This is a genomic window from Pseudomonas sp. OVF7, assembly GCF_030644265.1.
GTDB lineage: Bacteria > Pseudomonadota > Gammaproteobacteria > Pseudomonadales > Pseudomonadaceae > Aquipseudomonas > Aquipseudomonas gorinensis.
This window is the reverse complement of sequence record NZ_CP128996.1, coordinates 759,271-785,670: the sequence shown is the minus strand read 5'-3', so window position 1 is coordinate 785,670 and position 26,400 is coordinate 759,271. Positions and strand designations below refer to the sequence as shown.

Here is a 26,400-nt window from a genome sequence, read left to right as displayed (position 1 = left end):
GCCATCCGATTCAGGCAAGCGCTCATTCTAGCGCCGACGCCCGCTGATGCGTACCCAGCCATCGCGGTTGGCGATCGGATCCAGCTCGAAATCCTTCGCGTACGCGGCGGCAACGTCTTCGCCTTGCTCGGCAAGGATGCCCGACAGCGCCAGGCGGCCACCCGGCTTGACCAGGCTCGACAGTTGCGGCGCCAGGGAGACCAGCGGGCCGGCGAGGATATTGGCCACCAGCACATCGGCTTGCACCTGGGGCAAGTGCTCCGGCAGGTACAGTGGGAATTTGCCTTCAGGGATGTTGTTGCGCCCGGCGTTGTCGCGGGAGGCTTCCAGGGCTTGCACGTCGATGTCGGTGCCCACGGCTTCCTTGGCGCCCAGCAGCAGGGCGGCAATCGCCAGGATCCCCGAGCCGCAGCCGAAGTCCAGCACGTGGCTGTCGGTCAGGTCCTGGCCGTCCAGCCATTCCAGGCACAGGGCCGTGGTCGGGTGGGTGCCGGTACCGAAAGCCAGGCCCGGGTCGAGCAGCAGGTTGACTGCATCCGGTTCAGGGGCGGCATGCCAGCTTGGCACGATCCACAGGCGCTGGCCGAAACGCATTGGCTGGAAGTTGTCCATCCAGCTGCGTTCCCAGTCCTGGTCTTCGATCACTTCACTGTGGTGCTCTGGCAGCGGGCCACCGGTGAGCAGTTCCATATGGGCGAGGACGGCGGAGGCATCGGTGCCGTCTTCGAACAGGGCCAGCAGATGGGTGTGGGACCACAGCGGGGTGGTATTGAGTTCCGGCTCGAAGATCGGTTGGTCTTCGGCGTCCATGAACGTCACCGACACCGCGCCCACTTCGAGGAAAGCGTCTTCGTAGGTTTCGGCTTGTTCTGGGCTGATGGCGAGGCGGACTTGCAGCCAAGGCATGGCGGGCACCTTTGAATAAAAATGAGTGTGCGACGAGCGAGGTCGCGAAAGCGCGCAAGTTTACGCCAGCGAACAGCAGAAGACGACACTACTGACTGCACGCCGGTCAAATGTGGGAGGGGGCTTGCCCCCGATGCAGTGTGTCAGTCTCAGTATCTGTCACTGATCCACCGCTATCGGGGGCAAGCCCCCTCCCACATTTGGACTGTGTACATCTTCAAAGTAGAGGGCCCACAAACAACAAAGCCGCCCGAAGGCGGCTTTGTTGGGTGGAGCACTTACTGGTTGGCCAGCTTGTGTTCCAGGTAGTGAATGTTCACACCACCTTCGCAGAAGCCTTCATCGCGAACCAGGTCCCGATGCAGCGGGATGTTGGTCTTGATGCCGTCGACCACGATTTCGTCCAGGGCGTTGCGCATACGGGCCATGGCCTCGTCGCGGGTGGCGCCCCAGGTGATCAGCTTGCCGATCAACGAGTCGTAGTTGGACGGGACCTTGTAGCCGCTGTACAGGTGCGAATCGACGCGAACGCCGTTGCCGCCTGGGGCATGGAAGTGCTTGACCAGGCCTGGGCTCGGGATAAAGGTCTTCGGGTCTTCGGCGTTGATCCGGCACTCCAGGGAGTGGCCGTGGATCTTCACGTCGTCCTGGGTGAAGGACAACACGTTGCCGGCGGCGATGCTCAGCATCTCCTTGACGATGTCGATACCGGTGACCATCTCCGAAACCGGGTGCTCTACCTGCACGCGAGTGTTCATCTCGATGAAGTAGAAGCGACCGTTCTCGTAGAGGAACTCGAAGGTACCGGCGCCACGGTAGTTGATGTCGATGCACGCCTTGACACAGCGCGCCAGGACTTCCTGGCGGGCTTTCTCGTCCAGGCCCGGTGCTGGTGCTTCTTCCAGTACCTTCTGGTGACGACGTTGCAGCGAGCAGTCGCGATCACCCAGGTGGATGGCGTGGCCCTGGCCGTCAGACAGAACCTGCACTTCCACGTGACGTGGGTTGGTCAGGTACTTTTCCAGGTAGACCATCGGGTTGCCGAACCAGGCGGCAGCTTCCGAGCGGGTCTGCTTGGCCGCTTCGATCAGTTCTTCTTCCTTGTGCACCACGCGCATGCCGCGACCACCACCGCCACCGGCGGCCTTGATGATCACCGGGTAACCGACTTCGCGACCAATGCGCAGGGCGGTTGCCTCGTCTTCAGGCAGCGGGCCGTCGGAGCCAGGCACGGTGGGTACGCCGGCGGCGATCATGGCATCCTTGGCCGAGACCTTGTCGCCCATCAGGCGAATGGTTTCGGCTTTCGGGCCGATGAAGGCAAACCCGGATTTTTCCACCTGTTCGGCGAAATCGGCGTTTTCCGCGAGGAAGCCGTAGCCCGGGTGGATGCCATCAGCGCCGGTCACTTCAGCGGCCGCGATGATGTTCGAGACTTTCAGGTACGAGTTCGTGGCCAGTGGCGGGCCGATGCAGATGCTTTCGTCCGCCAGTTTCACGTGCATCAATTCGGTATCGGCCGTCGAGTAAACAGCGACGGTCTTGATGCCCTCTTCCTTACAGGCGCGCAGGATACGCAGCGCGATCTCGCCGCGGTTGGCGATCAGGACTTTTTGCAGTTTCTTCGCAGGTTTCAACATCGAAGGCGCTCCGCGGTTCAAACGATGGTGAACAGCGGCTGGTCGTACTCAACCGGCTGACCGTTTTCTACCAGGATGGATTCGACGACGCCGGCTTTTTCAGCGGTGATGTGGTTCATCATTTTCATCGCTTCCACGATGCAGATGGTGTCGCCCACTTTCACGGTCTGGCCTACTTCAACGAAGGCTGGCGAGGTCGGTGCCGGGGTGCGGTAGAACGTACCGACCATTGGCGACTTGACCACGAAGCCGTTCAGCGCTGGCGCGGCCGGTGCGGCTGGAGCAGCGGCAGCAGCAGGTGCGGCGGCCGGCGCGGCAGCAGGTGCCGGTGCTTGCATTTGTGGTGCGTAGAACTGTTGGGCCGGGGTCTTGCTGTGACGGCTGATCCGTACGGACTCTTCGCCTTCCTTGATTTCCAGCTCGTCGATACCGGATTCTTCCAGCAGTTCGATCAGTTTCTTAACTTTACGGATATCCATGAATCATCAACTCCCAAGGGTCGGTCAGGGGCGCTTGGCCTGTTCTTCAAGCTGTTCCAGGGCGGCCTCCAGGGCCAGTCGGTAACCGCTGGCGCCAAGGCCGCAGATCACTCCTACCGCTACGTCGGAGAAGTAAGAGTGATGGCGGAAAGGTTCGCGTTTGTGCACGTTGGACAAATGCACTTCGATGAATGGGATGCTCACCGCCAGCAACGCGTCACGTAATGCAACGCTTGTATGCGTAAAAGCGGCGGGATTGATCAGGATAAAGTCCACGCCTTCGCCGCGCGCGGCATGGATGCGATCAATCAATTCGTACTCGGCATTGCTTTGCAGGTAGAGCAAATGGTGGCCGGCATCACGGGCCCGTCGTTCCAGATCGAGGTTGATCTGATCGAGGGTCACTGCCCCGTAGACGCCCGGTTCACGGGTGCCGAGCAGGTTCAGGTTGGGTCCGTGAAGAACCAGTAAGGTCGCCATCGGCTGTTCCTTGTTATTGATGTGGGTACGGCAGAACCCGGCGACTATGCCGCAAAGCCTTTGTGACTGTCCAGTTCTATGCAGTAGGCGGCACGATTAGCGAGGATAGCGCAAAATTTATGACTGAGGCCTGGGATCCGGTCATGGGTAATACCGTCTTGAAACCTGTAGCGATCAAATGTGGGAGGGGGCTTGCCCCCGATAGCGGTGGATCAGTCACATAGATGTCGACTGACACTCCGCTATCGGGGGCAAGCCCCCTCCCACATTTGATCTTCATATGATTTTGGATCTTCATGGGGCAGGTCAGACGCGGAACGCCTGGACGGCGGTATTGAGCTGCCCACCCAGCACCAGCAGGTGCTCACCCTGGCTACGTCCCTGGCCGATGCGCAGCAAATTATCCTCACCCAGTTGGTGAATCCGCTCGCTGTTATCGCGAATCTCACTCACCGCGCCACTCTGCTGCGCGGTCACATCGGCGATGCGCACGGCGGTGTCGGAGATGGTCTGGATCGCGCTGACGATTTCATCCAGGGCGCCGTCCGCTGCCTGGGCTTGCTGGGCGGTGGCCTCGGCGTGTTCGACCTGGGCGCGCATGCCCTGCACCGATTGGTGGGCCGCGGTTTGCAGGCCGGTGATCAAGCCCTGGATTTCGGCGGTGGCGCCAGCGGTACGTTGGGCCAGGGTGCGTACTTCGTCGGCGACCACGGCAAAACCGCGCCCGGCCTCACCGGCACGTGCGGCTTCGATGGCGGCGTTGAGTGCCAGCAGGTTGGTCTGGTCGGCAATCGAACGGATCACTGTCAGCACCCCACCGATAGTCGCGGACTCTTCGGCGAGTTTTTCGATCATCTGTGCGTTTTGCTGCACTTCGCCTACCAGCGCATGCAGTCCGGTCAGGCTCAGGCCGATCACCCGCTGGCCTTGCTCGACCGCCTGGCCCGCGCTGCGGCTGGCGCCGGCAGCCTGGCTGGCATCGCCGGCCACCTGCTGGATGGTCGCTTCCAGTTCGCCCAGGGAATCGCGGATCTGCGCGGTATCCCCGGCCTGGCGTTCGGCGCCATCGTGCAGGCCGCTGCTCAACTCGGCCAGGGCCCGGCTGCTGCCGGCCACTTCTTCGGCATTGCCGCGAATGGTGCCCACCAGGTCCACCAGATAGGCGCGCAGCCGGTTCAAGGACGCCTCGATATCGCGCAGTTCGCGGTTGGTCTTGCCCAGGGCAATTGGCTGGCTGAAGTCACCTTCGGCCCATGTCGACAAGGCCGGTGCCAGGTTGGTCAGCACCCTTGCCAAGCGCCGTTGGAGGGTGTCGATCAGCAGCGCGATCAACAGGATCAGGCCAATCATCACCCCTTGCATCAGGCGCACTTCGCCCTGGATCTGCGCATGCTGCGCGCGCACCACCGGTTCCAGGCTGGCGATGGCCTGCTGCACGGCGGTGATTTTCAGGTGGGTGCTGGCGGCCAGGGCGGTGCGTTGCTGGATCTGCTCGCGGGTGCGCTTGAGTTCGGCGGGGTAGCGGGTCAGCAGGCTGTTGAGTTCGCGCTTGAGGTCGACGCCCGTGTCCTGGGCTTCGGTTTTTTCGCTGTTTTCCAGGCCCATCAAAGCGGAAAAGTCATCGGTGTTGGACTCGGTGCTGGCCTTGACGCCAAGCAATGGCAATTGCTCCAGCAGGTCTGCCTGGCTGCGGATATTGCCGACTTCACGCTCCACATCATCGGCCAGCTCCGCGCGACCGCTGCTCACCAGCTTGTCGCGGGCCAGGGACAGCTTGCCCAGGTGTTGGGCGGCGGCTAAAAGCGGCGGCAAGTAGCGCGCGGCGTCCGGCGTGTTGACGCCGATGGCGTACCGGCTCAACTGCTCCAGGTTTGCGCCCAGTTCGCGCTCGGCTTGCAGCAACAGGGCTTGTGGGTCGCCGGCCAGTTTGCCAGCGGCGAGCAGGTCGGTTTTGCTGAAGGCATCCAGTTCCACCAGGCTGGGCCGCAGGTTTTGCGCCAGTGCCGTCGGCAGTTCGTCCAGGTGTTTCAGCAGGTTTTCCAGGCTCTGGCTGGCGCTGCTCAAGCGCAGGGCATCGCCACTGGCCAGGTAGTCGTCGATATTGCGCGCGGCCTGGTTCTGGAAGGTCTGCGACAGGCTCAGGTAGCGTTCCATCAGCAAATAGGGGCGCTCAAGCGCTCGTTGCGACCACCACAGCGTCGCCCCAAGGGCCAGGCATACGGCCACCAGCAGGAGGGTATTGAGATTGGTCAGCAGCTTCAGGCGCATGCGTAATTTCAACCGACAGCGAAGATAAGTGCCTGAAGTTATTGCGTTTGCGTTACAGAGTTATGACGGAATCACTGGATTCCGGTGAAAAGATGGCACTTTGCTTTGATGTGCGCGCCGCTTGTACGCGATTGCGCCCGGCGTCCTTGGCGCGGTACAGCGCTTCATCGGCCTGGGCGGCCATCATCAGGCTGTCGGAGCCGTCGCACAGCTCCACCAGCCCGGCGCTGAAGGTGCACCACAAATCCTGTGGCTGGGCCGGGTAGTGAATTTCGGCAAAGCGGCCACGAATTTCATCCAGCACCTTGCAGGCCGATTCCAAGTCGGTGTCGGGCATGACAATCGCAAATTCTTCACCGCCATAGCGACCGATGTAGTCGGTCTTGCGCAAACGTTGCTTGAGAAACAACGCCAGGCTCTTGATCACCCGGTCGCCCATGGGGTGGCCGTGGCTGTCATTGACTCGCTTGAAGTGGTCGATATCGAGCATGGCGAAGCTCAACGGCTTGTTCTCGCGGCGCGCGCGGAAGCTACAGTCTTCGAGCAATTGCAGGATGTGGGTGTGGTTGTACAGCCCGGTCAGGCTGTCACGCACCATCCGCGCCTTGAGGTTGCGCGCACGGGCGGCGCGGTTGCGCACCGTGGTGATCAGGTGGCGCGGCTTGATCGGCTTGGTGAGGAAGTCGTCGCCGCCTTCGCTCATGGCGTCCAGCTGTTTATCCAAGTCGTCTTCGGCCGACAGGTAGATGATCGGTACGCTGACATAGCGGTCATTGTGGCGAATCACCTTGGCCAGTTCAGTGCCGGTGCAGGCCGGCATATACATGTCGAGGATGATCAGGTCGGGCTGGAAGTCCGCCAGTTCGGCCATGGCCTGGATCGGTTCGATCAAGGTGCGGGTGACGATGCCGGCGCTGTTGAGCAAACGCTCGGTGTGCAGGGCCTGGGCCCGCGAGTCGTCGATGATCAACACTTTATAGGGTTCGTACTGGGCGACGCAGGTCAGCACTTCGATCTTTTCCAGCAGGCTCGAGGCTTCCAGCGTACCGGTGAGGAATTCCTGGCCGCCAGCGCGTACGGCCGCCAGGCGGGTCGGGGTATCGGTTTCGTGCAGGCTGAAAAACAGCAACGGCAGCTTTTGCTCCAGACCTTCCTGGGCTTCGGCGGCCAACTGGAGGCCCAGGCCCGGGCCGCAAAAATCCACGTCCATCACAATCGCCGATGGCAGGCGGTCGGCCATGCATGCGCGGAACGCTGCCACGCTGTCCAGGGACTGGGCGCTCAAACCGAAGAACTCCAGCTGCTTGGCCAGGCGTTCGGCGCGGTCATGATCGGCCAGCATTACGTAGATCGGCTTGCGCATCGGCGGCAGGAAGGTTTGTTCCAGCTGGTCGCCCTGGCGCAGGCCGGTGCGGGACAGACGTTGCATCAAGCGGTTGAGTTCGGTGATCAGTTGGCTGCTCAGGCGGCCGCGATTTTCGTCCACGGCCTTGAGTGACTCGCCGATATGGTGCGCCAGTTGACCGTGCTCCGGCTGTTCGAAGCGCTCGGCGAAGCGCAGCAGGCGCAGGTTGGCTTCGCTGAGTTCGGAAAGGTCGGCGCTGGACCATTCGCTGCGTTGCAGGCGCTGCCAGATCTCAAGAATTTGACGTGCCTGATGAATTACCCGCTGGGCAAAATGGTGCTTGAGGCGCTCACGGCTGGGATCTTCTGGCTCGGTCATATCCTGACTACTAGTTAGGGTGCATGCTGAGGTCGAACTGATGGCTCTATGCTAGCACCTCTTTTCCGTTCGATGAGTGTCATACGTCAATTAACTGCATGTCCCTGGTATTCAGTTACCGACCTATTAGTCGCGCAGCGGAAATGGCGTGCATCCTTTATAGTCGGAAGTTCGCCAACCGCCCGTTTGATTAAAAGCGCCGCACGCGCTGGCACGATGGGGTAGGGTTGTGGTCGTAGTTTTTGAACGCACGCCGTCGATTAGAAGTGCATGAACTCAAGTGATTGAAAGGATATCGCCATGCTGGACTGGAAAAACCGTGAAGGCAGCGCAAAGGGCCCGGCCCCTGCGCCCAAGTCGGCTCGCCGCGGCTACCTGGGTAACCTGTTGATGAGTCGGGCCTTGCTCTCCCTGGTTGGCCTGTATTTGGTCGTGACCGGTGCCCTGGGTTGGTACTGGAGCGAAGAACCGGCCTTGTTTCCGGTCCAGCAAAATGCGCAAATCGCCGCCGAAAAGGATGGCAAGCAGATGGTGGTGGGCTTTACCACCGTCGAAACCCTGAAGACCGTGGTCGGCACCTTGCTCAATAAGCCGGGTGGCTACATCTCCAACGACCGCTTCCCGCCGGGCCTGTGGATGGACAACATGCCCAGTTGGGAATACGGCGTGCTGGTGCAAGTGCGCGACCTGACCCGCGCCCTGCGTAAAGACTTCGCCCGCTCGCAATCACAGTCGGCCGAAGACAGCGACCTGGCCAAGGCCGAGCCGCGCTTCAATTTCGACAACAAGAGCTGGGTGCTGCCCTCCAGCGAGTCGGAATACCAGGAAGGCATCAACTCCCTGAGCCGCTATGAAGCGCGCCTGTCTGACCCGAACCAGAAGGGCGCGTTGTTCTATGCCCGCGCCGATAACTTGAACAACTGGTTGGGCGACGTCGCCACGCGCCTGGGTTCGTTGTCGCAACGCCTGTCGGCAAGTGTCGGCCGCGTCAAGCTGAACACCGCCCTGAAAACCGAAGCCCTGGCGCCCGGTGAAGTGCCGCAGGTTGATGAAGAAGTGGTGGAAACCCCCTGGATGCAGATCGACAACGTGTTCTACGAGGCCCGTGGCCAGGCCTGGGCCCTGTCCCACCTGCTGCGCGCCATCGAAGTCGACTTTGCCGACGTGCTGGCCAAGAAAAACGCCACCGTCAGCGTCCGCCAGATCATTCGTGAGCTGGAGGCGTCGCAGGAGCCGGTGTGGAGCCCTATGATTCTTAACGGCAGTGGCTTTGGCGTATTGGCCAACCACTCGCTGGTCATGGCTAACTACATTTCCCGGGCCAATGCGGCGGTGATCGATCTGCGCCAGTTACTCAACCAGGGTTGATGATGGACGCGACTCAAAAGGAGGCCGCGCACCGTGCGGCCTCTGATGCCGAACTGATCTGCTGGGTCGACGAGCAGGACAATCTGCTCGGCCACCTCGTCAGGTCCGACCTTCGCCAGCGCGGTCTGATCGGCCGTTGCACCTTTATCTTCCTGTTCAATTCGGCCGATGAGTTGTGTGTGCATCGGCGCACCCTGAGCAAAGCCCTGTACCCCGGATTCTGGGACACGGCAGCGGGGGGCATGGTCGCGGCCGGTGAGTCCTATGCATTGTCGGCGGCTCGCGAGCTGGAGGAAGAGTTGGGCGTCAGCGGGGTAGCGTTGACCGAGCACGACCATTTCTACTTCGAAGATGGCGAGAGCCGCCTCTGGTGCAAATCCTACTCCGCCGTGTGGGACGGCCCGCTGCAATTGCAGCCCGAAGAAGTCATGGAAGCACGCTTTTTGCCGATTGAAACGGTCCTGCAGGATGCGGAACAAAAGCCCTACTGCCCGGACGCCCAGGAGGGCTTGCGCCGCTATCTGGCCCTGCGTCGCTAAAGTTGTATAAATTGGCGCCATTTGGCTCTTAGCAAGTCGGCTTTTTGCCGTTACACTGCGCGACTTTTCACCCGAACCGCCATTGTTTCACCCTGGGATCACTGTAGGAGCGTGACCTTGGCGGGTCGGTAGCGCTGCCCCTGCCTGAGTGGGGCTTCGCGGTCGGTGGCGCCTGGCGCGCCGATCAGTCTTTGTCCTCCCAAGAGGATTGCCGGTGGCCAAAAAAGCCGCATCCTTCGCCGCCCTTGGTGGCCTGGTATTTTCCACCGACGCAGGTCGACACTGCCCGGACTGTCGTCAGCCCGTGGACGCGTGTACCTGTAAACAGACCCTGATCCCCGAAGGCGACGGCATTGCCCGCGTGCGCCGCGAGAGCAAAGGCCGTGGCGGCAAGACGGTGACCACCATCACCGGCGTGCCCCTGGCTGAAGACGCGCTCAAGGAGCTGGCTACCACGCTGAAGAAGCGTTGTGGAACCGGTGGCGCGTTGAAAGACGGCGTCATCGAAATCCAGGGCGATCACGTCGAGTTGCTGTTGGCCGAGTTGATCAAGCTCGGTTACAAGGCCAAGAAGTCCGGCGGCTGAAAGCCTCTTCGCAACCTGTGTCTAAACTCTGTCCTGCGAGTGGGGTCTACCTCCCTTACAGGCAAATCGTCATTTTCATTCTTTAGACTGCGCCTGCCTCCACGAGGGGCAGCGCCTTCGCCTTCATTTATAGGGGACTTCGATGTCCGTACGACGCACACGCAAAGACGATGGCAGCCAATGGACAGTTGCGGACAGCCGCAGTGTTTACGGGATTCGCCATTGGGGGGCCGGGTATTTCGCGATCAATGAAGCCGGTCGCGTTGAAGTCCGTCCGAACGGCCCGAACAGCACGCCGGTCGACCTGTACGAGCAAGTGGACGAACTGCGCAAAAGCGGCCTGTCGTTGCCGCTGCTGGTGCGTTTCCCCGACATTCTGCAAGATCGCGTGCGCCAGCTGACCGGTGCTTTCGATTCGAACATCGAACGCCTGGAATACCAGAGCAAATACACCGCGCTGTACCCGATCAAGGTCAACCAGCAGGAAGCGGTGATCGAAAACATCATCGCCACCCAGAACGTGTCCATCGGCCTGGAAGCCGGCTCCAAGCCGGAGCTGCTGGCCGTGCTGGCCCTGGCACCGAAGGGCGGCACCATTGTCTGCAACGGCTATAAAGACCGCGAGTTCATCCGCCTGGCGTTGATGGGCCAGAAGCTCGGCCACAACGTGTTCATCGTGATCGAGAAAGAATCCGAAGTTGAGCTGGTGATCGAAGAAGCCGCCAACCTCAAGGTCAAGCCACAGGTCGGCCTGCGCGTGCGCCTGTCGTCCCTGGCGTCGAGCAAGTGGGCCGACACCGGTGGCGAGAAGTCCAAGTTCGGTTTGTCCGCGGCGCAATTGTTGTCGGTGGTCGAGCGCTTCCGCGTGGCCGGCCTGGACCAGGGCATCCGCCTGCTGCACTTCCACATGGGTTCGCAGATCGCCAACCTGGCCGATTACCAGCACGGCTTCAAGGAAGCCATTCGTTACTACGGCGAACTGCGTAACCTCGGCCTGCCGGTGGACCATATCGACGTGGGCGGTGGCCTGGGCGTGGACTACGACGGTACTCACTCCCGTAACGCCAGCTCCATCAACTACGACATGGACGACTACGCCGGTGTGGTCGTGGGCATGCTCAAGGAATTCTGCGATGCGCAGAGCCTGCCGCACCCGAACATTTTCTCCGAAAGCGGCCGCTCCCTGACCGCCCACCACGCCATGCTGGTGGTGCAAGTCACTGACGTCGAGAAGCACAACGACGACGTACCGGTGATTGAGAACAAGGAAAACCTGCCGGAAACCGTGCAGTGGCTGGTGGACCTGCTCGGCCCGACCGACATCGAGATGGTCACCGAGACTTACTGGCGTGCCACCCACTACATGAGCGACGTGGCCAGCCAATACGCCGACGGCAAGCTGACCCTGGCCGAAAAAGCCTTGGCCGAGCAGTGCTACTTCGCCGTGTGCCGCCGCCTGCATAACTCGCTGAAAGCCCGCCAGCGCTCGCATCGCCAGGTGCTGGACGAACTCAACGACAAGCTGGCCGACAAGTACATCTGCAACTTCTCGGTGTTCCAGAGCCTGCCGGACACTTGGGCCATCGGCCAGGTATTGCCGATCCTGCCGCTGCACCGTCTTGACGAAGAACCGTTGCGTCGTGCCGTGCTGCAAGACTTGACCTGCGACTCCGACGGCAAGATCAAGCAATACGTCGACGAGCAGAGCATCGAGACCAGCCTGCCGGTGCACGCCTTGAACGATGGCGAGGACTACCTGCTGGGTATCTTCCTCGTCGGCGCCTACCAGGAAATCCTCGGTGACATGCACAACCTGTTCGGTGACACCGACTCGGTGAACATCTACCAGCGTGAAGACGGTTCGGTGTACAGCGCCGGTATCGAGACCCACGACACCATCGAAGACATGCTGCGCTACGTGCATTTGTCGCCGGAGGAACTGATGACGCATTACCGTGACAAGTGTGCGAGTGCGAAGATCAGTGCATCTGAGCGCACGCAGTTCCTCGATGCCTTGCGCCTGGGGCTGACGCGGTCTTCATACCTGTCTTCCTGACACCCATTGGTCTTTAACGGGGGGATTGGCAGCGTCTGCGGCTATCCTCCTAAACCATGTGTGGGGGCTCCTCCACGTCATATCGATCCCGCAGCGGTACGTTCATTTCTGCGCGCAGGGCGTTTTCGTTGAATGGCCAGGGGTTGGTTGTGATGGGAGGGGTCAGCGGGTTGTTGTCGTGATCGAAGGGTGGAAGGCCTACGGCTTGATACTCGCGGTTCTCCACTTGCAACTGCTGGCCCTGGTCCATGGCCGGGCTGCCATCTTTGTTAAATATCAGCGAAGTGCCTGGTATGAACCGCCCGGTGGCGCCGTCATAGGCATGACTCATCTCGTGGTACAGCGCAATCAAGGGCGATAGGGTAAAGGTCTTTTCGAAGTGATCGGGGTCAAAGGCTATCTTTGCATGTGTGGCGGGCGACCCGGCAACACCATCTTTTATATAGCCAAGCTCAGGCCGGTACTGGAATTTTTCATACTCCCCGTCAGGTATGTTGTCGCTGAACGCATTGGCGAATTGATAAGAGTTTATCGCGATGAAGTCGGAGAGCATTATGGTCACCGGCCCGCCATTTTTCTCGGCAAGGCGGTCCATTTCCTGAAACATTTTCTGCCCCGCCGGCGACCCCCTGAGTTGCTCGAGATAGTCCTCTACCCGTTCAACGAATTCTGCGGGGCCCTCTATCTTGAAGCCTTGTTTGCCTGCGTTGGTGTATTCGACTGAGGCTGGTGTTACCTGTTCGGGGGCGTGGACCCTATCGGTTTTTTTGGCGTAGATCCGATCCTGAGTGTCGTAGGAGTGGACCGAATCCTGGCCCGCCCCGGTATAGATCGTGGTCTGGCGGTAGCCAACGAGTTTATCGTCGCCAAGTCCACCGTTTAAGATGCTTTTACCCGTCCCCGCATAGAGTTCGTCGTTACCCTGGTCGCCATTGAGGTACACCTGGCGCAGATCTGTCTTTTGTGCGGGGTAGCTGGCGTACAGCTTGTCATTGCCTTTGCCGCCCGATATCACGGCATTGCCGGCGCCTGCGATCATGATATCGTCGCCGTCACCGCCAAACGCCACGACATGGCCGGTTCCCAAACGTATGTAGTCGTTGCCTGTATCGCCGGTTACGCTGCCCACACGTCCATTCGCCACAATAAAATCGTCGCCGTCGCCACCGTGTATGTGCATTTCGATGTTGATCTGCTCGTCGACGTTAATACGGTCATTTCCTCCTGCAGTTTTGATTCTCAGCGAGTGCGCATCGTTATTGGCGGTCAGTGGGAGTTTGTAGTCTTTGCCATTTATACGTGCGTTGAGCTGGTGGTCTGCGCCTACGCTGATACTGACAATGTCGGCCTGGTCGTAGGTGGTAATCAGGACCCTGCAGATGTCCAGGACCTGCTCGCCTTTGGCATTCGTTTCATAGGTGGACAGGCTTCGGATCCTGGCGTTTCCATCGTCCGCCAGCACAGCGAAATGCCGAGTCTTGTCCGGTTTCGCCGGTGCTTCGGCGGGGGGAGCAGAGAGGAGGGACGCCGGTGGCGTCGTAAGTATGTTCATTCAGGGGCGACCTTAATTCGGGGGGTTGGATGTCTAGCCACGCAGCTATCAAGTGCTCTGTGGTTTTTGTGTCCCGAAAATGTCAAGCCGCTTTGTAACAATCCAATGATGCCTACTGTGCTCAGGGGGGGCTGAGCCATCGGTCCTGATCGTTAAGTCGCCAGGCGATCGCCCATAACGTGAGGCTGCGCAGCGCCATGAACAGCAGAAACGTGATCCAAAGCCCGTGATTGCCCAACCCCTGCAACGCCCAGGCAACGGGCAACACCAATATCACGGTCAGCAACATCCCGTTGCGCATCTCCCGCGCCCGTGTGGCGCCGATAAACAGGCCATCGAGCAAATAACTCCACACCGCAATCAACGGCAGTAGCGCCAGGTAAGGCAAGTAGATGTCGGCGGTTTCGCGCACGCTGGGAATGTCGGTTTGCATGGCGATAAACAGGTGTCCGGCGAAGGTGAACAGCAGGGCGAAACCGACGCTGGCGATCAGCGACCAGCCACAGGCCACCACCAATGAACGCCGCAACGATTGGCGATCGCGGGCGCCGATGGCGTGGCCGCACAGGGCTTCGACCGCGTGGGCCAGGCCGTCCAACGCATGAGCAGTGAGCAGCAGGCCGTTCAGCAGCAGCGCATTGGCCGCCACCGTGGCATCCCCCAGGCGGGCGCCTTGTACCGTGATCATGAAAAACACCGACTGCAACGCCAGGCTGCGGATAAAGATGTCGCGGTTCACCGCCAGCAGCGGGCGCCAGCTTTGCCACCGCTTGAGCGCGGCCCAGGCAATATGCCCAGGATAGGCACGCAGGGCTTTTTGCGTCAGGGCCAGGCCGAGCAGCGCACCGGTCCATTCGGCGATCACCGAGGCGCGGGCGGAGCCGACTACGCCCCAGTCCAAGCCAAGGACGAACCACAGGTTGAGGGCTATGTTGACCAGGTTGGTGGTCAGCAAAATTGCCAACGGCGCCCGCGCGTTCTGCGTGCCGAGGAACCAGCCGACCAGGGCATAGCTGGCCAACGCGGCGGGCAGGCCGAACAGGCGGGTATGGAAGAATTCGCGGGTCAGTTGATTGAGTTCGGGGGAGGGCTGCATCCATTCCAGGGCCAGGTGGCTCAGCGGAATACCCACTGTGCCGAGCAACATCGCCAGGCCCAGCGCCAACAGCAAACCTTGCAACAGGATTTGCCGCAACGCCGCCCCGTCATTGCGCCCGGCGGCCTGGGCGGCGAAACCGGTGGAGCCCATGCGCAGAAAACCCATGGCCCAGGCCAGGAAGGTATACAGGCTGGCCCCGACCGCGACGGCACCCAGTTGGTGGGCATGGGGCAGGTGGCCGATGACCATGCTGTCGACCAGGGCCACCAGCGGTACCGAGATGTTCGACAGAATCATCGGCGCGGCCAGGGCCCAGACCCGGCGATGGGTGGGGCGGTGGCGCCAGTCGGTCAGTAGGGTGGGCATGCAGGCTCCTTGGTGGAGCGGCATTGTAACCGTCCCCTCGACCCGCCGCAGAACCAAACCACCCTCCGTCGGTCAATGTGACCAGCGCCACATCGGCTTGGCCGGCGCTGATATATAGTTCACCCCTCGGTTCCCTCTGACTACGAGTGCCCCATGCTTAACAAAGGACTGTTCCTGGCTTGCGCGCTGGCCCTGCTGAGCGCCTGTGATTCTTCCGATAAACCGGTTGCGCCGAGCGCACCTGCGGCGGCAACCAGCGTGGCGCCGAAACCGGCCAAGGCGGCGGTGGATGTGGCGGCGTTGAAGCAGCGCTATGCCGGTCGCGAGTTGAGCGTGGTGGACGTGTCCGAGGTGCAGTTGGATGGGGCCAGCACCTTGTCGGTGAGCTTTTCCATTCCGTTGGATCCGGAGCAGAAGTTTGCCGACAAACTCCATCTGGTAGACAGCAAGTCCGGCAAGGTCGACGGCGCCTGGGAACTGTCGGATAACCTGATGGAATTGCGCCTGCGCCACTTGGAGCCGCAGCGCAAGTTGGTGCTGACGATTGATCCCGGCGTGCGCGCGGTGAATAACAACCTGCTGCCCGCCGAGTACAGTGCTCGCCTGGAAACACGCGACCTGCAAGCCACTGTCGGCTTCGCCAGCCGCGGCACGTTGTTGCCAACGCGCCTGGCCGAGGGCCTGCCGGTGATCGCGTTGAACGTCGACAAGATCGACGTTGAATTTTTCCGTATCAAGCCCGAATCCCTGCCGTCGTTCCTGGCGCAGTGGGGGCGCAACACCAGCCTGCAAAGCTATGAATCGCGTGAACTGCTGCCGATGGCCGACCTGGTCTACGGTGGGCGTTTCGACCTGAACCCTGCCCGCAATACCCGCGAAACCCTGTTGTTGCCGATTGCCGGTCTCAAGCAATTGCAACAGCCGGGGGTTTACCTGGCGGTCATGCGCGCGTCAGGCACCTACAACTACTCGCAACCGGCCACGCTGTTTACCTTGAGTGATATCGGCTTGTCGGTGCACCGCTACGCCAATCGCCTGGATGTGTTTACCCAGGCTCTGGAAGGCGGCAAGGCACTGGATGGCGTCGACCTCGAGGTGCTCGATGCCGACGGCCGTGTGCTGGGCCAGGGCAAGACCGAGAAGGGCGGCCACGCCGAGTTGCCGTTGCCGAAAAAGGCCCAGGTACTGCTGGCCAAGCAGGGCGAGCAGACCAGTCTGTTGCGCCTCGACAGCGCGGCGTTGGACCTGGCGGAGTTCGACATTGGCGGCCAACCCGCACACCCGCTGCAATTCTTTGTGTTTGGCCCGCGTGACCTGTATCGCCCCGGCGAAACCGTGTTGCTCAATGCGCTGTTGCGCGACAAGGACGGCAACGCCGTCAAGCCGCAACCGGTGAGCGTCGAAGTGCGCCGCCCGGATGAGCAGGTCAGCCGTAAATTCGTGTGGGACGCCGACGCCTCCGGCCTGTATCAATACTCACTGCAACTGGCCGGCGAAGCGCCGACCGGGCGCTGGCAATTGGTGTTCGACCTGGGTGACGGCAAGCCGCAGTTGTATGAGTTCCTTGTCGAAGACTTCCTGCCCGAGCGCCTGGCGCTGGAGCTCAAGGGCAGCGACAGCGCGTTGAGCCCGGCCGATAACCCGGTGATCCACGTCAACGGCCGCTATCTGTATGGCGCCCCGGCGTCAGGCAATCGGGTCAGCGGGCAAGTGTATGTACGGCCGCTGCGCGAAGCGGTGAAGTCGCTGCCCGGCTACCAGTTCGGCTCCGTCACCGAAGAGGAGCTGAGCCAGGATTTCGAGCTGGACGAAAGCGTGCTCGACGCCAAGGGCCAGGAGGCCCTGACCTTGGAAAGCAAATGGGCCGAGGCCAAATCGCCGCTGCAACTGATCGTGCAAGCCAGCTTGCAGGAGTCGGGCGGGCGGCCGATTACCCGGCGCCTGGTGCAGCCGATCTGGCCGGCCGAGCAACTGCCGGGCCTGCGCGGGCTGTTTGACGGCAAGGAAACCAATGGCGATGGCCCGGTGGAATTCGAGGTGCTGGTGGCCAACCAGGAGGGGCAGAAACTCGCCGCGCAAAACCTCAAGGTGCGCCTGGTACGCGAGCGCCGCGACTATTACTGGAACTACTCGGACAGCGATGGCTGGAGCTATCACTACAACGAAAAATTCCTCAACCTTGACGAACAGACCCTCGACATCAAGGCCGGCGACACCGCCAAGGTCAGCTTCCAGGTGGAGTGGGGCCCGTACCGTGTCGAGGTCGAAGACCCGCAGACCGGGCTGGTCAGCAGCCTGCGCTTCTGGGCCGGCTACCAGGCCCAGGACAACACCGAAGGCGGCGCCGTGCGCCCTGACCAAGTGAAGCTGGCGCTGGATAAGCCGGCCTATGGCGACGGTGATACCGCTAACGTCACCGTGACTCCGCCGGCCGCTGGCAAAGGCTACCTGTTGGTGGAATCCAGCGAAGGGCCGTTGTGGTGGCAGGAAATCGATGTCCCCGCCGAGGGCAAAAGCTTCGCGGTGAAGCTTGACCCGAAATGGTCGCGCCATGATCTGTATGTGAGCGCCCTGGTGATTCGTCCCGGCGAGCGCAAGGCCAATATCACCCCCAAACGCGCGGTGGGCCTGCTTCACCTGCCGCTGGATCGCACCCAGCGCAAACTCGGCCTGACCCTCACCGCCCCGGAAAAAATGCGGCCCAAGCAGGCGCTGACGGTGAAAATCGCCGCCAGGAATGCCGACGGCAGCGTGCCCAAACAGGTGCATGTGCTGCTGGCGGCGGTGGACGTGGGCATTCTCAATATCACCGAATACCCCACGCCCGACCCGTACTCCAGCCTGTTCGGTCGCAAGGCCTATGGTGTGGACCAATTTGACATCTATGGCCAGTTGATCGAAGCCGGCCAGGGCCGTCTGGCCAGCCTGGCGTTCGGGGGTGACGCGGCGTTGGCCAAGGGGGGCAAGCGCCCGGACACCAGTGTGACCATCGTCGCCCTCCAGAGCGCGCCAGTGACGTTGAACGAGCAGGGCGAGGGCGAAGTCAGCGTCAATATCCCCGATTTCAACGGTGAGCTGCGCCTGATGGCCCAGGCCTGGAGCGACGACCGCTACGGCATGGCCGAAGGCAAGACCGTGATCGCCGCACCGCTGATTGCCGAATTGTCGGCCCCGCGTTTCCTCGCCGGGGGAGATGAAACCACCCTGGCGCTGGACCTCTCCAACCTGTCGGGCAAGGCGCAGAAGCTTGATGTGCAACTGACCGCTGAAGGGCAGTTGGAGTTGGTCAACGCGGGGGCTCAAACCGTCGAGCTCAAGCAAGGCCAGCGCACCACCTTGCGGATCCCGGTGAAAGCCTGGGGCGGCTTGGGGCAAGGCAAGGTCAAGGTCAGCGTGAATGGCCTGGACCTGCCGGGCGAAAACCTGCCGCCGTTCAGTCGTGAATGGACCTTGGGCGTGCGTCCGGCGTACCCGGCGCTGCTCAAGCATTACCGCGCCGTCCTCAAGGATCAGCCGTGGAGCCTGCCGTCGGGCGCGCTGGATCAGTTCGATGCATCGGGGCGCCAGGCATTGCTCAGCCTGTCGAGCCGACCACCGTTGAACCTCGGCGCGCAGATCAGTGCGCTCAAGGCTTACCCTTATGGTTGCCTCGAACAAACCGCCAGCGGCCTTTACCCATCGCTGTATGCCGACGACGCCTTGCTCAAGCGCCTGGGCGTCAAGGGCGAGCCGGATGCCGCGCGCAAACGCAAGATCGAACTGGGTATCGAACGCCTGCTGGGCATGCAGCGCTACAACGGCAGCTTCGGTTTGTGGGGCGCCGATGGCGAAGAAGAATATTGGCTGACCGCCTATGTCACCGACTTCCTGCTGCGCGCCCGCGACCAGGGTTTTGCCGTGCCACCCGAAGCGCTGAAAAAAGCCAGTGAGCGTCTGCTGCGCTACGTGCAGGAACGCAACCTGATCGAAGTCGACTACAGCGACAACGCCGACCACACCCGCTTTGCCGTGCAGGCATATGCGGGCATGGTCCTGGCGCGCAGCCAACAGGCGCCATTGGGCGCGTTGCGCAGCATCTTCGAGCGGCGCAGCGATGCACGCTCCGGCTTGCCGCTGGTGCAATTGGCCATCGCCTTGCAGAAAATGGGCGACCAGCCGCGTGCCGATCAGGCGCTGCTGGCCGGCTTGGCGGCGCAACGCAATGCCAATGAGTGGCTGGCCGACTACGGCAGCCCGTTGCGTGACCAGGCGATGATCCTGGCCTTGCTGGAAGAAAATGATCTGGCCAAGGGCAAGCGTGAGGAGCGCTTGTTCACCCTGTCGGATCAACTGGCCGCCAGCCCGTACCTGTCGACCCAGGAGCGTAATTCCTTGTTCCTGGCCGGCCGCCTGGGCTTTGCCCAGCCGGAGGCCAACTGGCAGGTATCGCTCACCGGCAGTGGTGGCGTGCATGAGTTGAACAATCAGCAGTCGACGCTTGAGCTGGATGGCAAACAGTTGTCCAGCGACCTGAGCCTGAGCAATCAGGGCCAGGCGCCGGTGTACCAGCAGTTGACGATTTCCGGTTATCCACAGGTGCCACCGGCCGCAGGCGGCGACAACCTGAGCATCCGCCGTGAATACCTGGGCATGAACGGGCAGCCGCTGAACCTGCGTAATGTGAACAGCGGCGATCTGGTGCTGGTGCATGTGGCGGTGAGCGCCAAGCAACGGGTGCCGGATGCGTTGGTCGTGGACTTGCTGCCCGCGGGCCTGGAGCTGGAGAACCAGAACCTCGCGCAGAGTGCGGCGAGCCTGGAGAACGCCAGCAGCCAGGTGAAGGAGTGGCGTGAGTCGATGCAGAACGCGTCGCTCAAACATCAGGAGTTTCGTGATGACCGCTATGTGGCGGCGATCAACCTGGACGGCTCTGGCACCACGCATTTGCTGTATCTGGCGCGGGCGGTGACGCCAGGCACCTACCGCGTGCCGCCGCCGCAGGTGGAGTCGATGTATCGACCGAACTGGCAGGCGGTGGGTGAGACACCGGCGGATCTGGTGATCAAGGGGCGCTGATAGCCCCGCTTGGTATAAGCCCTTTTTGTAGGAGCGAGCTTGCTCGCGAAAAACTCACAGGCGCCGCGTTCATTCAGGACACACGCGTTATCGTTGACGTTTTTCGCGAGCAAGAACTAGGCGTCCCCCTCGCTCCTACAGAAGCCGATGTACGCTTGCAGGGGAATGGCTGCACGCTCGGGGTTAGTGGACGACCCAGCTGAGCAGCCACAGGCCGAGCATCAACCAGATGACGCCGACGATGATCGAGGCCCGCATAAAGGCGCGCACGGCCGAATACAAAAAGAGCAGGCCGACGATCAGGGTGATGATGCTGATGATTGAGGTGTCCATGCCCAATGCCCGGGACAGGCCTTCGACAAAATCGCCACCGGCGTTGGACAGCATATTGAACAGCCCGCTGAAGAACTCGACGATGTAATGGATGATCAAGCCCAGGGTGTGACCCAGCCATCCGAAAAAGTCTGCTTGCATAGGTGTGTCTCGATGAAGGAGTGGACAAAATTGCCAGGACTGAGCCTTTGGTCGTGCCTGGGGGCGGCTAGTTCCCTGAAGCATAGAGGTTTGCGGGGTTGAATTTGCGATTAATCTCCCATGGGGATGCGCCGACGAATGTGGGAGGGGGCTTGCTCCCGATGGCGGTGGGTCTGTGACCGCTATACCCAATGGCTCGCCGCCCTCGCGAACAAGCCGCCTTAAACGGGTACTGCGGTGGGCGTTGGGCGCTGTATTGCTGCTGGTTGCGCTACTGTGGCTGGCTGATCGCATCTGGCCTTTGCCCTTGCCCAAGGATGACCTGGCGCGCGTGGTGCTGGCTGAGGATGGCACGCCATTGTGGCGGTTTGCCGATGCCAATGGGGTGTGGCGTTATCCGGTGCAGACCAGCGAAGTATCGCCGTATTACCTCGATGCGTTACTCACCTATGAAGACCGTTGGTTCTACCAGCACCCCGGTATCAACCCGCTGGCACTGGCGCGCGCCACCTGGCAGAACCTGACCGGCGCGCGGGTAGTATCGGGCGGCAGCACCTTGTCGATGCAGGTCGCGCGCTTGCTGGACCCGCATTCGCGCACCTTCTACGGCAAGCTGCGCCAGCTATGGCGTACGGCGCAGTTGGAATGGCACCTGTCCAAGGAAGAAATTCTCAACCTGTACCTGAACCGCGCGCCGTTTGGCGGCACCTTGCAGGGCGTGGCGGCGGCCAGTTGGGCGTACCTGGGCAAGTCGCCGGCGCAACTGACCCATGCCGAAGCCGCTTTGCTCGCCGTACTGCCCCAGGCGCCAAGCCGCCTGCGCCCGGACCGTCATCCCCAACGCGCCCAGCACGCGCGGGACAAAGTGCTGCGCCGGCTTGCCGAGTTCCAGGTTTGGCCGCCCTCGGCGGTCGATGAAGCCCTTGAAGAACCACTGCTGCTGGCGCCCCGCCTGGAGCCGAGCCTGGCCCCCTTGCTCGCCCGCCGCCTGAACCGCCCCGACAGCCCGCCGCTGATCCGCACCACCCTGGACGCCACCCTGCAACGTCGCCTTGAAGACCTGCTGCTGGGCTGGCGCGCACGTTTGCCGGAGCACACCTCGGCCGCGATCCTGGTGGTGGAGGAAGAGACCATGGCCGTGCGCGCCTACCTGGGCTCGGTGGATATCAACGACGCCAGGCGCTTTGGCCATGTGGACATGATCAGCGCGTTGCGATCGCCAGGCTCCACCTTGAAACCGTTCCTGTATGGCATGGCCCTGGATGAAGGGTTGATTCATTCCGAATCCCTGTTGCAAGACGTACCCCGGCGTTATGGCGATTACCGGCCGGGCAACTTCTCGATGGGTTTTACCGGTGCGGTGCCGGCAAGCACGGCGCTGTCCAGTTCGCTGAACCTGCCGGCGGTGCAACTGCTGGAAGCCTACGGGCCCAAGCGCTTTGCCGCGCAGATGCGCATCGGCGGTATACCGTTGGCGTTGCCTGCATTGGCCGAGCCGAACCTGGCGCTGATCCTGGGGGGCGCGGGTAGCCGTCTGGAAGACCTGGTCAGTGGCTACAGCGCGTTCGCCCGGGACGGCAGAAGCGCCACGATCCGCTTGCAGCCGGACGATGTGCTGAGGGAGCGGCCAATGCTATCGCCCGGTGCCGCCTGGATTGTACGGCGCATCCTCAGCGGCCAGGCGCGGCCGGACCGCGACCCGCGCGCCGAGCTGGTGCAACGGCCGGTGCTGGCCTGGAAAACCGGCACCAGCTACGGTTTCCGCGATGCCTGGGCGATCGGTGTGGGCCCGCGTTACTTGATCGGCGTGTGGATCGGCCGACCGGACGGCACCCCGGTGCCTGGCCAGTTCGGCTTGGCATCGGCCGCGCCGTTGATGTTGCAGGTGCACGATGTGCTGACTAACCGCGACAGTCAGCGCGGGATCACTGCGCCGGTTAAGGCGGTGCCGGCCAATGTCGGCGTGGCGGCCATCTGTTGGCCGCTGGGCCAGCCCATGAGCCGCAGTGATCCCAATTGTCGGCGCCAGCGCTTCGCCTGGACCCTGGACAACACCACGCCGCCAACCTTGCAGGCGCTGGATCAACCGCTGAGCGTGGGCTTGAAGGAAACCGTGTGGGTCAACGCCAAGGGCTTGCGGGTCGATGCCCATTGCCCAGGGGCGCTTTCCAAAGACATCGCCCTATGGCCCGCGCCGCTGGAGCCCTGGCTACCCAGGGCCGAGCGACGCGAAGCGCGTATCCCGGCAGCCGACCCGGATTGCCCGCCGCCGGCACTGGCCGCGTCTTCGCCGCTGTCGATTGTCGGCGTGCGCGAGGGCGATCAACTGCGCCTGCCCGCCGCCAGCCAACAGGCCCTGCGCCTGAAAATCTCCGCCTTGGGCGGCAGCGGCCGACGCTGGTGGTTCCTCAATGGCGCGCCGCTGGGCGACAGTGCCAACCAGGACAGCATCAACGCCAGTTTCGAGCAGTTGGGCCGCTACCAGCTCAGCGTGCTTGATGAAGCCGGCCAGACAGCCCGGATCGAGTTCAGTGTCGTCGACTAGGCGCTTATTGGGGGCAAGTGCCCCCGATGGCGTCTTTAAGAACACCCCCCGCTATTCACTTGCCTTCAAGGCCCATCCCCCCGAAGCTATACCCCTTCAGGAGCCTTTCATGAATATCGAACACCTCACCGAACGCTTGCACCGCATCCGCGATACCAATGCCTGGAAGCCGTTCCACAGCCCGAAAAACCTGGCCATGGCGGCCAGCGTCGAAATGGCCGAACTGGTGGAAATCTTCCAGTGGCTCACCGAAGACCAATCCCGCCAGTTGCCAGCCGACAAGCTTGCCCATGCCGGGCAGGAAGTCGGCGATATCGTCCTGTACCTGTTGTTGCTGTGCAGCGAACTGGGCCTGGACATGGACCAGGTCGTACGCGCCAAACTGGCCGACAGCGAACGGCGGTTCGCCCATGACTGATCGTCATTTCGACCAGTTGGCCACGCGCTTCGCCGAGAAGATCTACGGCGGTGCCAAGGGCGCGATTCGCCTTGCCGTATTGCAGGCCGACCTCAGCGAAGCCTTGCCGGACCGGCCCCTGCGCGTGCTGGATATCGGCGCCGGCCTGGGGCATATGTCGCTGTGGCTGGCCGAACGCGGCCACCAGGTGACCCTGGCCGAGCCCGCCGAACCCATGCTCGAGGGCGCGCGCCAACGCTTTGCCGACGCGGGGCAGAGCGCGACCTTTATCCAGGCACCCTGGCAAGACCTGCTCGGCCAACTCACCGAGCCCTATGACCTGGTGCTCTGCCACGCTGTGCTGGAGTGGCTGGCCGAACCCCATGCGATCCTGCCGGTGCTGCACCAGCTGACCGCGCCCGATGGCCTGTTGTCGCTGGCGTTCTATAACCGCGATGCGCTGATTTATCGCAACCTGCTCAAAGGCCACTTCCGCAAGATGCGCAAGAACGACATGGCCGGCGAAAAGCAGAGCCTTACGCCCCAGCAACCTCTGGATCCAAGGGCGTTAGCGGCGCAACTCGAAGGGCTTTGGCGGGTCGAAAGCCAAAGTGGTGTGCGGGTGTTCCACGACTATATGCCGGTGGAATTCCAGGCCCGTGCTGATTTGCAGGACTTGCTGGAAATGGAACTTGCTCACCGTCGTCACCCAAGCTTTGCCGGACTTGGGCGTTATTTGCACTGGATTTGCCGTCCGGTTTAAGCGGCCCAGTCTGCGGAGGTCGAAATGCGTCGTCTCTGTTTAATCATGTTGTCACTCGGGTTGGGCGCTTGCTCCAGCCCCAATCCCTATGTTGCTGCGTCGGCCCCGATGCCACCGGCGCCGGCCCAGGCGGCGAACACCTTCGATGCCAGCGCTTATCCGGCGCCGGTGCGCGACTACGGCGCCTACCGCAACTGGGCGTGGCGCAACGGCCAGTTGCCGGCGGGGACGGCCTGGGCGGACTCGGCACAGGTGGCCGAGGCGGTCAGTGGAGCGTTGGACCAGCGCGGCTTGCGGCCCCTGCATGACAATCGCCCGCCGGACCTGCTGGTCAGCGCCGATGTGCACCTGGAGAAGCGCCTCAAGCAAGTCCAGGATGACTATGGCTACGGTTACGGTGGTTATAACCGTTATGGCAATGGCTACGGCATGTACAACTCGGTGCCGATCGTGCGCACCTACGAGGTGCAGGTCGTGGTGGTCCGGGTCAATCTGTTCGACGCCCGCAGCGGCCAGCCGGTATGGAGCGCCAGCGCGGAAACGGGCAGCCAGGGCAGCCTCAGCGAGCGGGGAGACGCGTTGCGCCAGGCCGTGCAAAAGGCAATGAGCGCCTATCCGCCCAGTTAACAGCTATTCTCATTAAAGTGCAGGTCGCGCCTTGGAGAACCACCATGTTCCGTCGTATCGCTACGCTCGCTGTTGTACTGCTGCTGGGCGGTTGCCAGACCAACCAGGTCAATCACGATTTTGACGCCAGTCGAGACTTCGGTGCCTATCGCAACTGGGCCTGGAAAAACCCGGCCCTGCAGTACCGCCCCGATGATCCACGGATCAAAAGTGACCTGACTGAACAACGTATCCGCCAGGCGGTGGGCGAACAACTTGACCAGCGCGGCTTGCGCCCCGCCGCACCAGGCACCAGGGCTGACCTGAACGTACAGGCATACCTGATCGTCGAAGACCGTCAGCAACAGGTCACCACCAACTACGGTGGGGCCTGGGGCGGTCCATGGAACGGTTACTGGGGCGGCCCGATGTACAACGAAACGCGCAACATCACCTACAAGGTGGCGACGATCCAGATCGACCTGCTCGATGGCAAGGACGGCAAGCTTGTGTGGCGGGGCAGTGACGAACAGATGATGGCCAACTCGCCTGAACCCCAGGATCGCAGCAACGCCATCCGCACCACCGTCACCAAGATCCTCTCCAACTACCCCCCGCACTGACCGATCCGGCGTCGGCACATGTCGTCAGGCAATCGGTCGCCACGTGCCGACCATATGTTCAATATCGCCCGCGCCTTTGAGTAACAACTCGCCACTGGAACCGGCAGCGCTGGCATACAAACGCACTTCACTGGGCAGGCGCACCGGTTTCTTGAACTCGACCTGGATGTCGATATTGGCGGCGGGCAGGTGTTCGGTGAGGGCGGCGAGGGTGCGTGCCTTGTTCCACAGCCCGTGCGCAATGGCTTGGGGGAAGCCGAAGAGTTTGGCGGTCAGGGCGCTCAAGTGGATCGGGTTGTAGTCGCCGGAAACCCGCGCATAGCGCCGTCCGATATCGGCAGGGGCTTTCCAGTGCGTCAGCTCACTGACTTGGCTGGGCGCTGGCAAGGTGTCGTCTGCCGCTTCGCCTTCGAGTTTTACACCGCGGCAGAGCATGCGGCTTTCCGCTTCCCAGAGCAGGCCGAGGGCGTCTTCGACGCGGGTGACCAGGTCAAAGGTTGCGCCCTTGGCGTGGGGCTTGAGGTTCTGGGTGTGCACGCTGAGGGTCAGGTCACTGATGGCGCCCAGGGGCCGATGGATGCGGATGCGATTGCTCAGGTGGATCAAACCCAGCAGTGGGAACGGAAATGCCTTGTCCGTCAGCAGTTGCATCTGCAGGCCGAACGCCAGGATGTGCGGATACGTCGCCGGCAGGATGGGGCTGTCGGCAAAACCGCACACCGTGCGATACGCCGCCACGTGCTGGGGATTGACGTTCACCCGGCAGCGCAAGCCCTGCTCGGGCAAGCGACTGCCGCTGATCTTGCGCTTGAGTGCCGCGCGCCAGTACAGCGGTGGAAGAAACGGCGTGTTGCCCAAGGTTCGCCATTGCATGC

The 26,400-nt window shown here is 62.1% G+C and carries 20 protein-coding genes; 10 read left to right on the top strand and 10 right to left on the bottom strand.

Features of this window, described 5'->3' with window-relative positions:
- Positions 1-27: 27 nt before the first annotated feature.
- The 6 genes from prmA to QU606_RS03530 form a co-directional block, all read right to left on the bottom strand.
- A complete protein-coding gene (gene prmA / locus QU606_RS03555) occupies positions 28-906 on the bottom strand; it encodes a 50S ribosomal protein L11 methyltransferase (RefSeq protein ID WP_304998118.1) in 879 nt (292 codons plus the stop codon).
- Positions 907-1,184: 278 nt separating this feature from the next.
- On the bottom strand, positions 1,185-2,546 hold the full coding sequence (gene accC, locus QU606_RS03550) for an acetyl-CoA carboxylase biotin carboxylase subunit (RefSeq protein ID WP_024073169.1): 1,362 nt from the start codon (positions 2,544-2,546) through the stop codon (positions 1,185-1,187).
- Positions 2,547-2,563: 17 nt separating this feature from the next.
- Positions 2,564-3,025: an acetyl-CoA carboxylase biotin carboxyl carrier protein gene (gene accB / locus QU606_RS03545; protein ID WP_024073170.1), complete on the bottom strand. Its 462-nt coding sequence runs from the start codon at positions 3,023-3,025 to the stop codon at positions 2,564-2,566.
- Between the two features lie 24 nt (positions 3,026-3,049).
- Positions 3,050-3,505, bottom strand: coding sequence for a type II 3-dehydroquinate dehydratase (aroQ, locus tag QU606_RS03540; RefSeq protein ID WP_024073171.1), 456 nt, complete (start codon positions 3,503-3,505; stop codon positions 3,050-3,052).
- Positions 3,506-3,811: 306 nt separating this feature from the next.
- Complete coding sequence (locus tag QU606_RS32810; protein ID WP_370531103.1) at positions 3,812-4,855, bottom strand: methyl-accepting chemotaxis protein; 1,044 nt, start codon at positions 4,853-4,855, stop codon at positions 3,812-3,814.
- A 970-nt stretch (positions 4,856-5,825) separates the two neighbouring features.
- A complete protein-coding gene (locus QU606_RS03530; protein WP_024073173.1) occupies positions 5,826-7,496 on the bottom strand; it encodes a PleD family two-component system response regulator in 1,671 nt (556 codons plus the stop codon).
- Positions 7,497-7,796: 300 nt separating this feature from the next.
- On the opposite strand from QU606_RS03530, the gene QU606_RS03525 reads away from it, so the two are divergent.
- From QU606_RS03525 to speA, 4 genes are all read left to right on the top strand, one after another.
- The gene (locus QU606_RS03525; protein WP_024073174.1) at positions 7,797-8,864 is read left to right on the top strand and encodes a DUF2333 family protein; all 1,068 of its coding nucleotides are present in this window, start codon (positions 7,797-7,799) and stop codon (positions 8,862-8,864) included.
- Between the two features lie 2 nt (positions 8,865-8,866).
- Positions 8,867-9,403, top strand: a complete 537-nt coding sequence (locus QU606_RS03520) for an NUDIX hydrolase (protein ID WP_304998117.1) — start codon at positions 8,867-8,869, stop codon at positions 9,401-9,403.
- A gap of 214 nt (positions 9,404-9,617) precedes the next feature.
- Positions 9,618-9,989 (top strand): translation initiation factor Sui1, encoded by a 372-nt coding sequence (locus QU606_RS03515; RefSeq protein WP_017849660.1) that lies wholly within the window; start codon positions 9,618-9,620, stop codon positions 9,987-9,989.
- 142 nt (positions 9,990-10,131) lie between these two features.
- On the top strand, positions 10,132-12,045 hold the full coding sequence (gene speA, locus QU606_RS03510; protein WP_024073176.1) for an arginine decarboxylase: 1,914 nt from the start codon (positions 10,132-10,134) through the stop codon (positions 12,043-12,045).
- Positions 12,046-12,094: 49 nt separating this feature from the next.
- On the opposite strand, the gene QU606_RS03505 is transcribed toward speA, so the two are convergent.
- Both QU606_RS03505 and QU606_RS03500 read right to left on the bottom strand, forming a co-directional pair.
- Complete coding sequence (locus QU606_RS03505) at positions 12,095-13,597, bottom strand: M91 family zinc metallopeptidase (protein WP_304998116.1); 1,503 nt, start codon at positions 13,595-13,597, stop codon at positions 12,095-12,097.
- A 121-nt stretch (positions 13,598-13,718) separates the two neighbouring features.
- On the bottom strand, positions 13,719-15,062 hold the full coding sequence (locus QU606_RS03500) for an MATE family efflux transporter (RefSeq protein WP_024073178.1): 1,344 nt from the start codon (positions 15,060-15,062) through the stop codon (positions 13,719-13,721).
- A 153-nt stretch (positions 15,063-15,215) separates the two neighbouring features.
- Between QU606_RS03500 and QU606_RS03495 the strand changes: the two genes are divergently transcribed.
- A complete protein-coding gene (locus QU606_RS03495) occupies positions 15,216-20,117 on the top strand; it encodes an alpha-2-macroglobulin (protein WP_069075185.1) in 4,902 nt (1,633 codons plus the stop codon).
- 183 nt (positions 20,118-20,300) lie between these two features.
- On the opposite strand, the gene QU606_RS03490 is transcribed toward QU606_RS03495, so the two are convergent.
- Entirely contained in the window at positions 20,301-20,591 is a 291-nt protein-coding gene (locus tag QU606_RS03490; protein WP_024073180.1) for a hypothetical protein, read from the bottom strand.
- Positions 20,592-20,775: 184 nt separating this feature from the next.
- Between QU606_RS03490 and pbpC the strand changes: the two genes are divergently transcribed.
- From pbpC to QU606_RS03465, 5 genes are all read left to right on the top strand, one after another.
- Positions 20,776-23,136, top strand: a complete 2,361-nt coding sequence (pbpC, locus tag QU606_RS03485; RefSeq protein WP_277379733.1) for a peptidoglycan glycosyltransferase PbpC — start codon at positions 20,776-20,778, stop codon at positions 23,134-23,136.
- Between the two features lie 109 nt (positions 23,137-23,245).
- Positions 23,246-23,554, top strand: coding sequence for a MazG-like family protein (locus QU606_RS03480; protein WP_024073182.1), 309 nt, complete (start codon positions 23,246-23,248; stop codon positions 23,552-23,554).
- Complete coding sequence (locus QU606_RS03475) at positions 23,547-24,296, top strand: methyltransferase (protein ID WP_024073183.1); 750 nt, start codon at positions 23,547-23,549, stop codon at positions 24,294-24,296. The genes QU606_RS03480 and QU606_RS03475 overlap by 8 nt, the downstream gene beginning before the upstream one ends.
- A 24-nt stretch (positions 24,297-24,320) precedes the next feature.
- Positions 24,321-24,923, top strand: a complete 603-nt coding sequence (locus tag QU606_RS03470) for a DUF4136 domain-containing protein (RefSeq protein ID WP_304998115.1) — start codon at positions 24,321-24,323, stop codon at positions 24,921-24,923.
- Positions 24,924-24,967: 44 nt separating this feature from the next.
- Complete coding sequence (locus QU606_RS03465; RefSeq protein WP_304998114.1) at positions 24,968-25,525, top strand: DUF4136 domain-containing protein; 558 nt, start codon at positions 24,968-24,970, stop codon at positions 25,523-25,525.
- Between the two features lie 24 nt (positions 25,526-25,549).
- Here the strand turns inward: QU606_RS03465 and QU606_RS03460 are convergent, their stop codons facing one another.
- On the bottom strand, positions 25,550-26,398 hold the full coding sequence (locus QU606_RS03460; RefSeq protein ID WP_193690140.1) for a MaoC family dehydratase: 849 nt from the start codon (positions 26,396-26,398) through the stop codon (positions 25,550-25,552).
- Positions 26,399-26,400: the final 2 nt, after the last annotated feature.

Coding starts and splice junctions, on each gene's coding strand:
- prmA (WP_304998118.1), bottom strand. CDS start 906: ATGCCTTGGCTGCAAGTCCGCCTCGCCATCAGCCCAGAACAAGCCGAA.
- accC (WP_024073169.1), bottom strand. CDS start 2,546: ATGTTGAAACCTGCGAAGAAACTGCAAAAAGTCCTGATCGCCAACCGC.
- accB (WP_024073170.1), bottom strand. CDS start 3,025: ATGGATATCCGTAAAGTTAAGAAACTGATCGAACTGCTGGAAGAATCC.
- aroQ (WP_024073171.1), bottom strand. CDS start 3,505: ATGGCGACCTTACTGGTTCTTCACGGACCCAACCTGAACCTGCTCGGC.
- QU606_RS32810 (WP_370531103.1), bottom strand. CDS start 4,855: ATGATTGGCCTGATCCTGTTGATCGCGCTGCTGATCGACACCCTCCAA.
- QU606_RS03530 (WP_024073173.1), bottom strand. CDS start 7,496: ATGACCGAGCCAGAAGATCCCAGCCGTGAGCGCCTCAAGCACCATTTT.
- QU606_RS03525 (WP_024073174.1), top strand. CDS start 7,797: ATGCTGGACTGGAAAAACCGTGAAGGCAGCGCAAAGGGCCCGGCCCCT.
- QU606_RS03520 (WP_304998117.1), top strand. CDS start 8,867: ATGGACGCGACTCAAAAGGAGGCCGCGCACCGTGCGGCCTCTGATGCC.
- speA (WP_024073176.1), top strand. CDS start 10,132: ATGTCCGTACGACGCACACGCAAAGACGATGGCAGCCAATGGACAGTT.
- QU606_RS03505 (WP_304998116.1), bottom strand. CDS start 13,597: ATGAACATACTTACGACGCCACCGGCGTCCCTCCTCTCTGCTCCCCCC.
- QU606_RS03500 (WP_024073178.1), bottom strand. CDS start 15,062: ATGCCCACCCTACTGACCGACTGGCGCCACCGCCCCACCCATCGCCGG.
- QU606_RS03495 (WP_069075185.1), top strand. CDS start 15,216: ATGCTTAACAAAGGACTGTTCCTGGCTTGCGCGCTGGCCCTGCTGAGC.
- QU606_RS03490 (WP_024073180.1), bottom strand. CDS start 20,591: ATGCAAGCAGACTTTTTCGGATGGCTGGGTCACACCCTGGGCTTGATC.
- QU606_RS03480 (WP_024073182.1), top strand. CDS start 23,246: ATGAATATCGAACACCTCACCGAACGCTTGCACCGCATCCGCGATACC.
- QU606_RS03475 (WP_024073183.1), top strand. CDS start 23,547: ATGACTGATCGTCATTTCGACCAGTTGGCCACGCGCTTCGCCGAGAAG.
- QU606_RS03470 (WP_304998115.1), top strand. CDS start 24,321: ATGCGTCGTCTCTGTTTAATCATGTTGTCACTCGGGTTGGGCGCTTGC.
- QU606_RS03465 (WP_304998114.1), top strand. CDS start 24,968: ATGTTCCGTCGTATCGCTACGCTCGCTGTTGTACTGCTGCTGGGCGGT.
- QU606_RS03460 (WP_193690140.1), bottom strand. CDS start 26,398: ATGCAATGGCGAACCTTGGGCAACACGCCGTTTCTTCCACCGCTGTAC.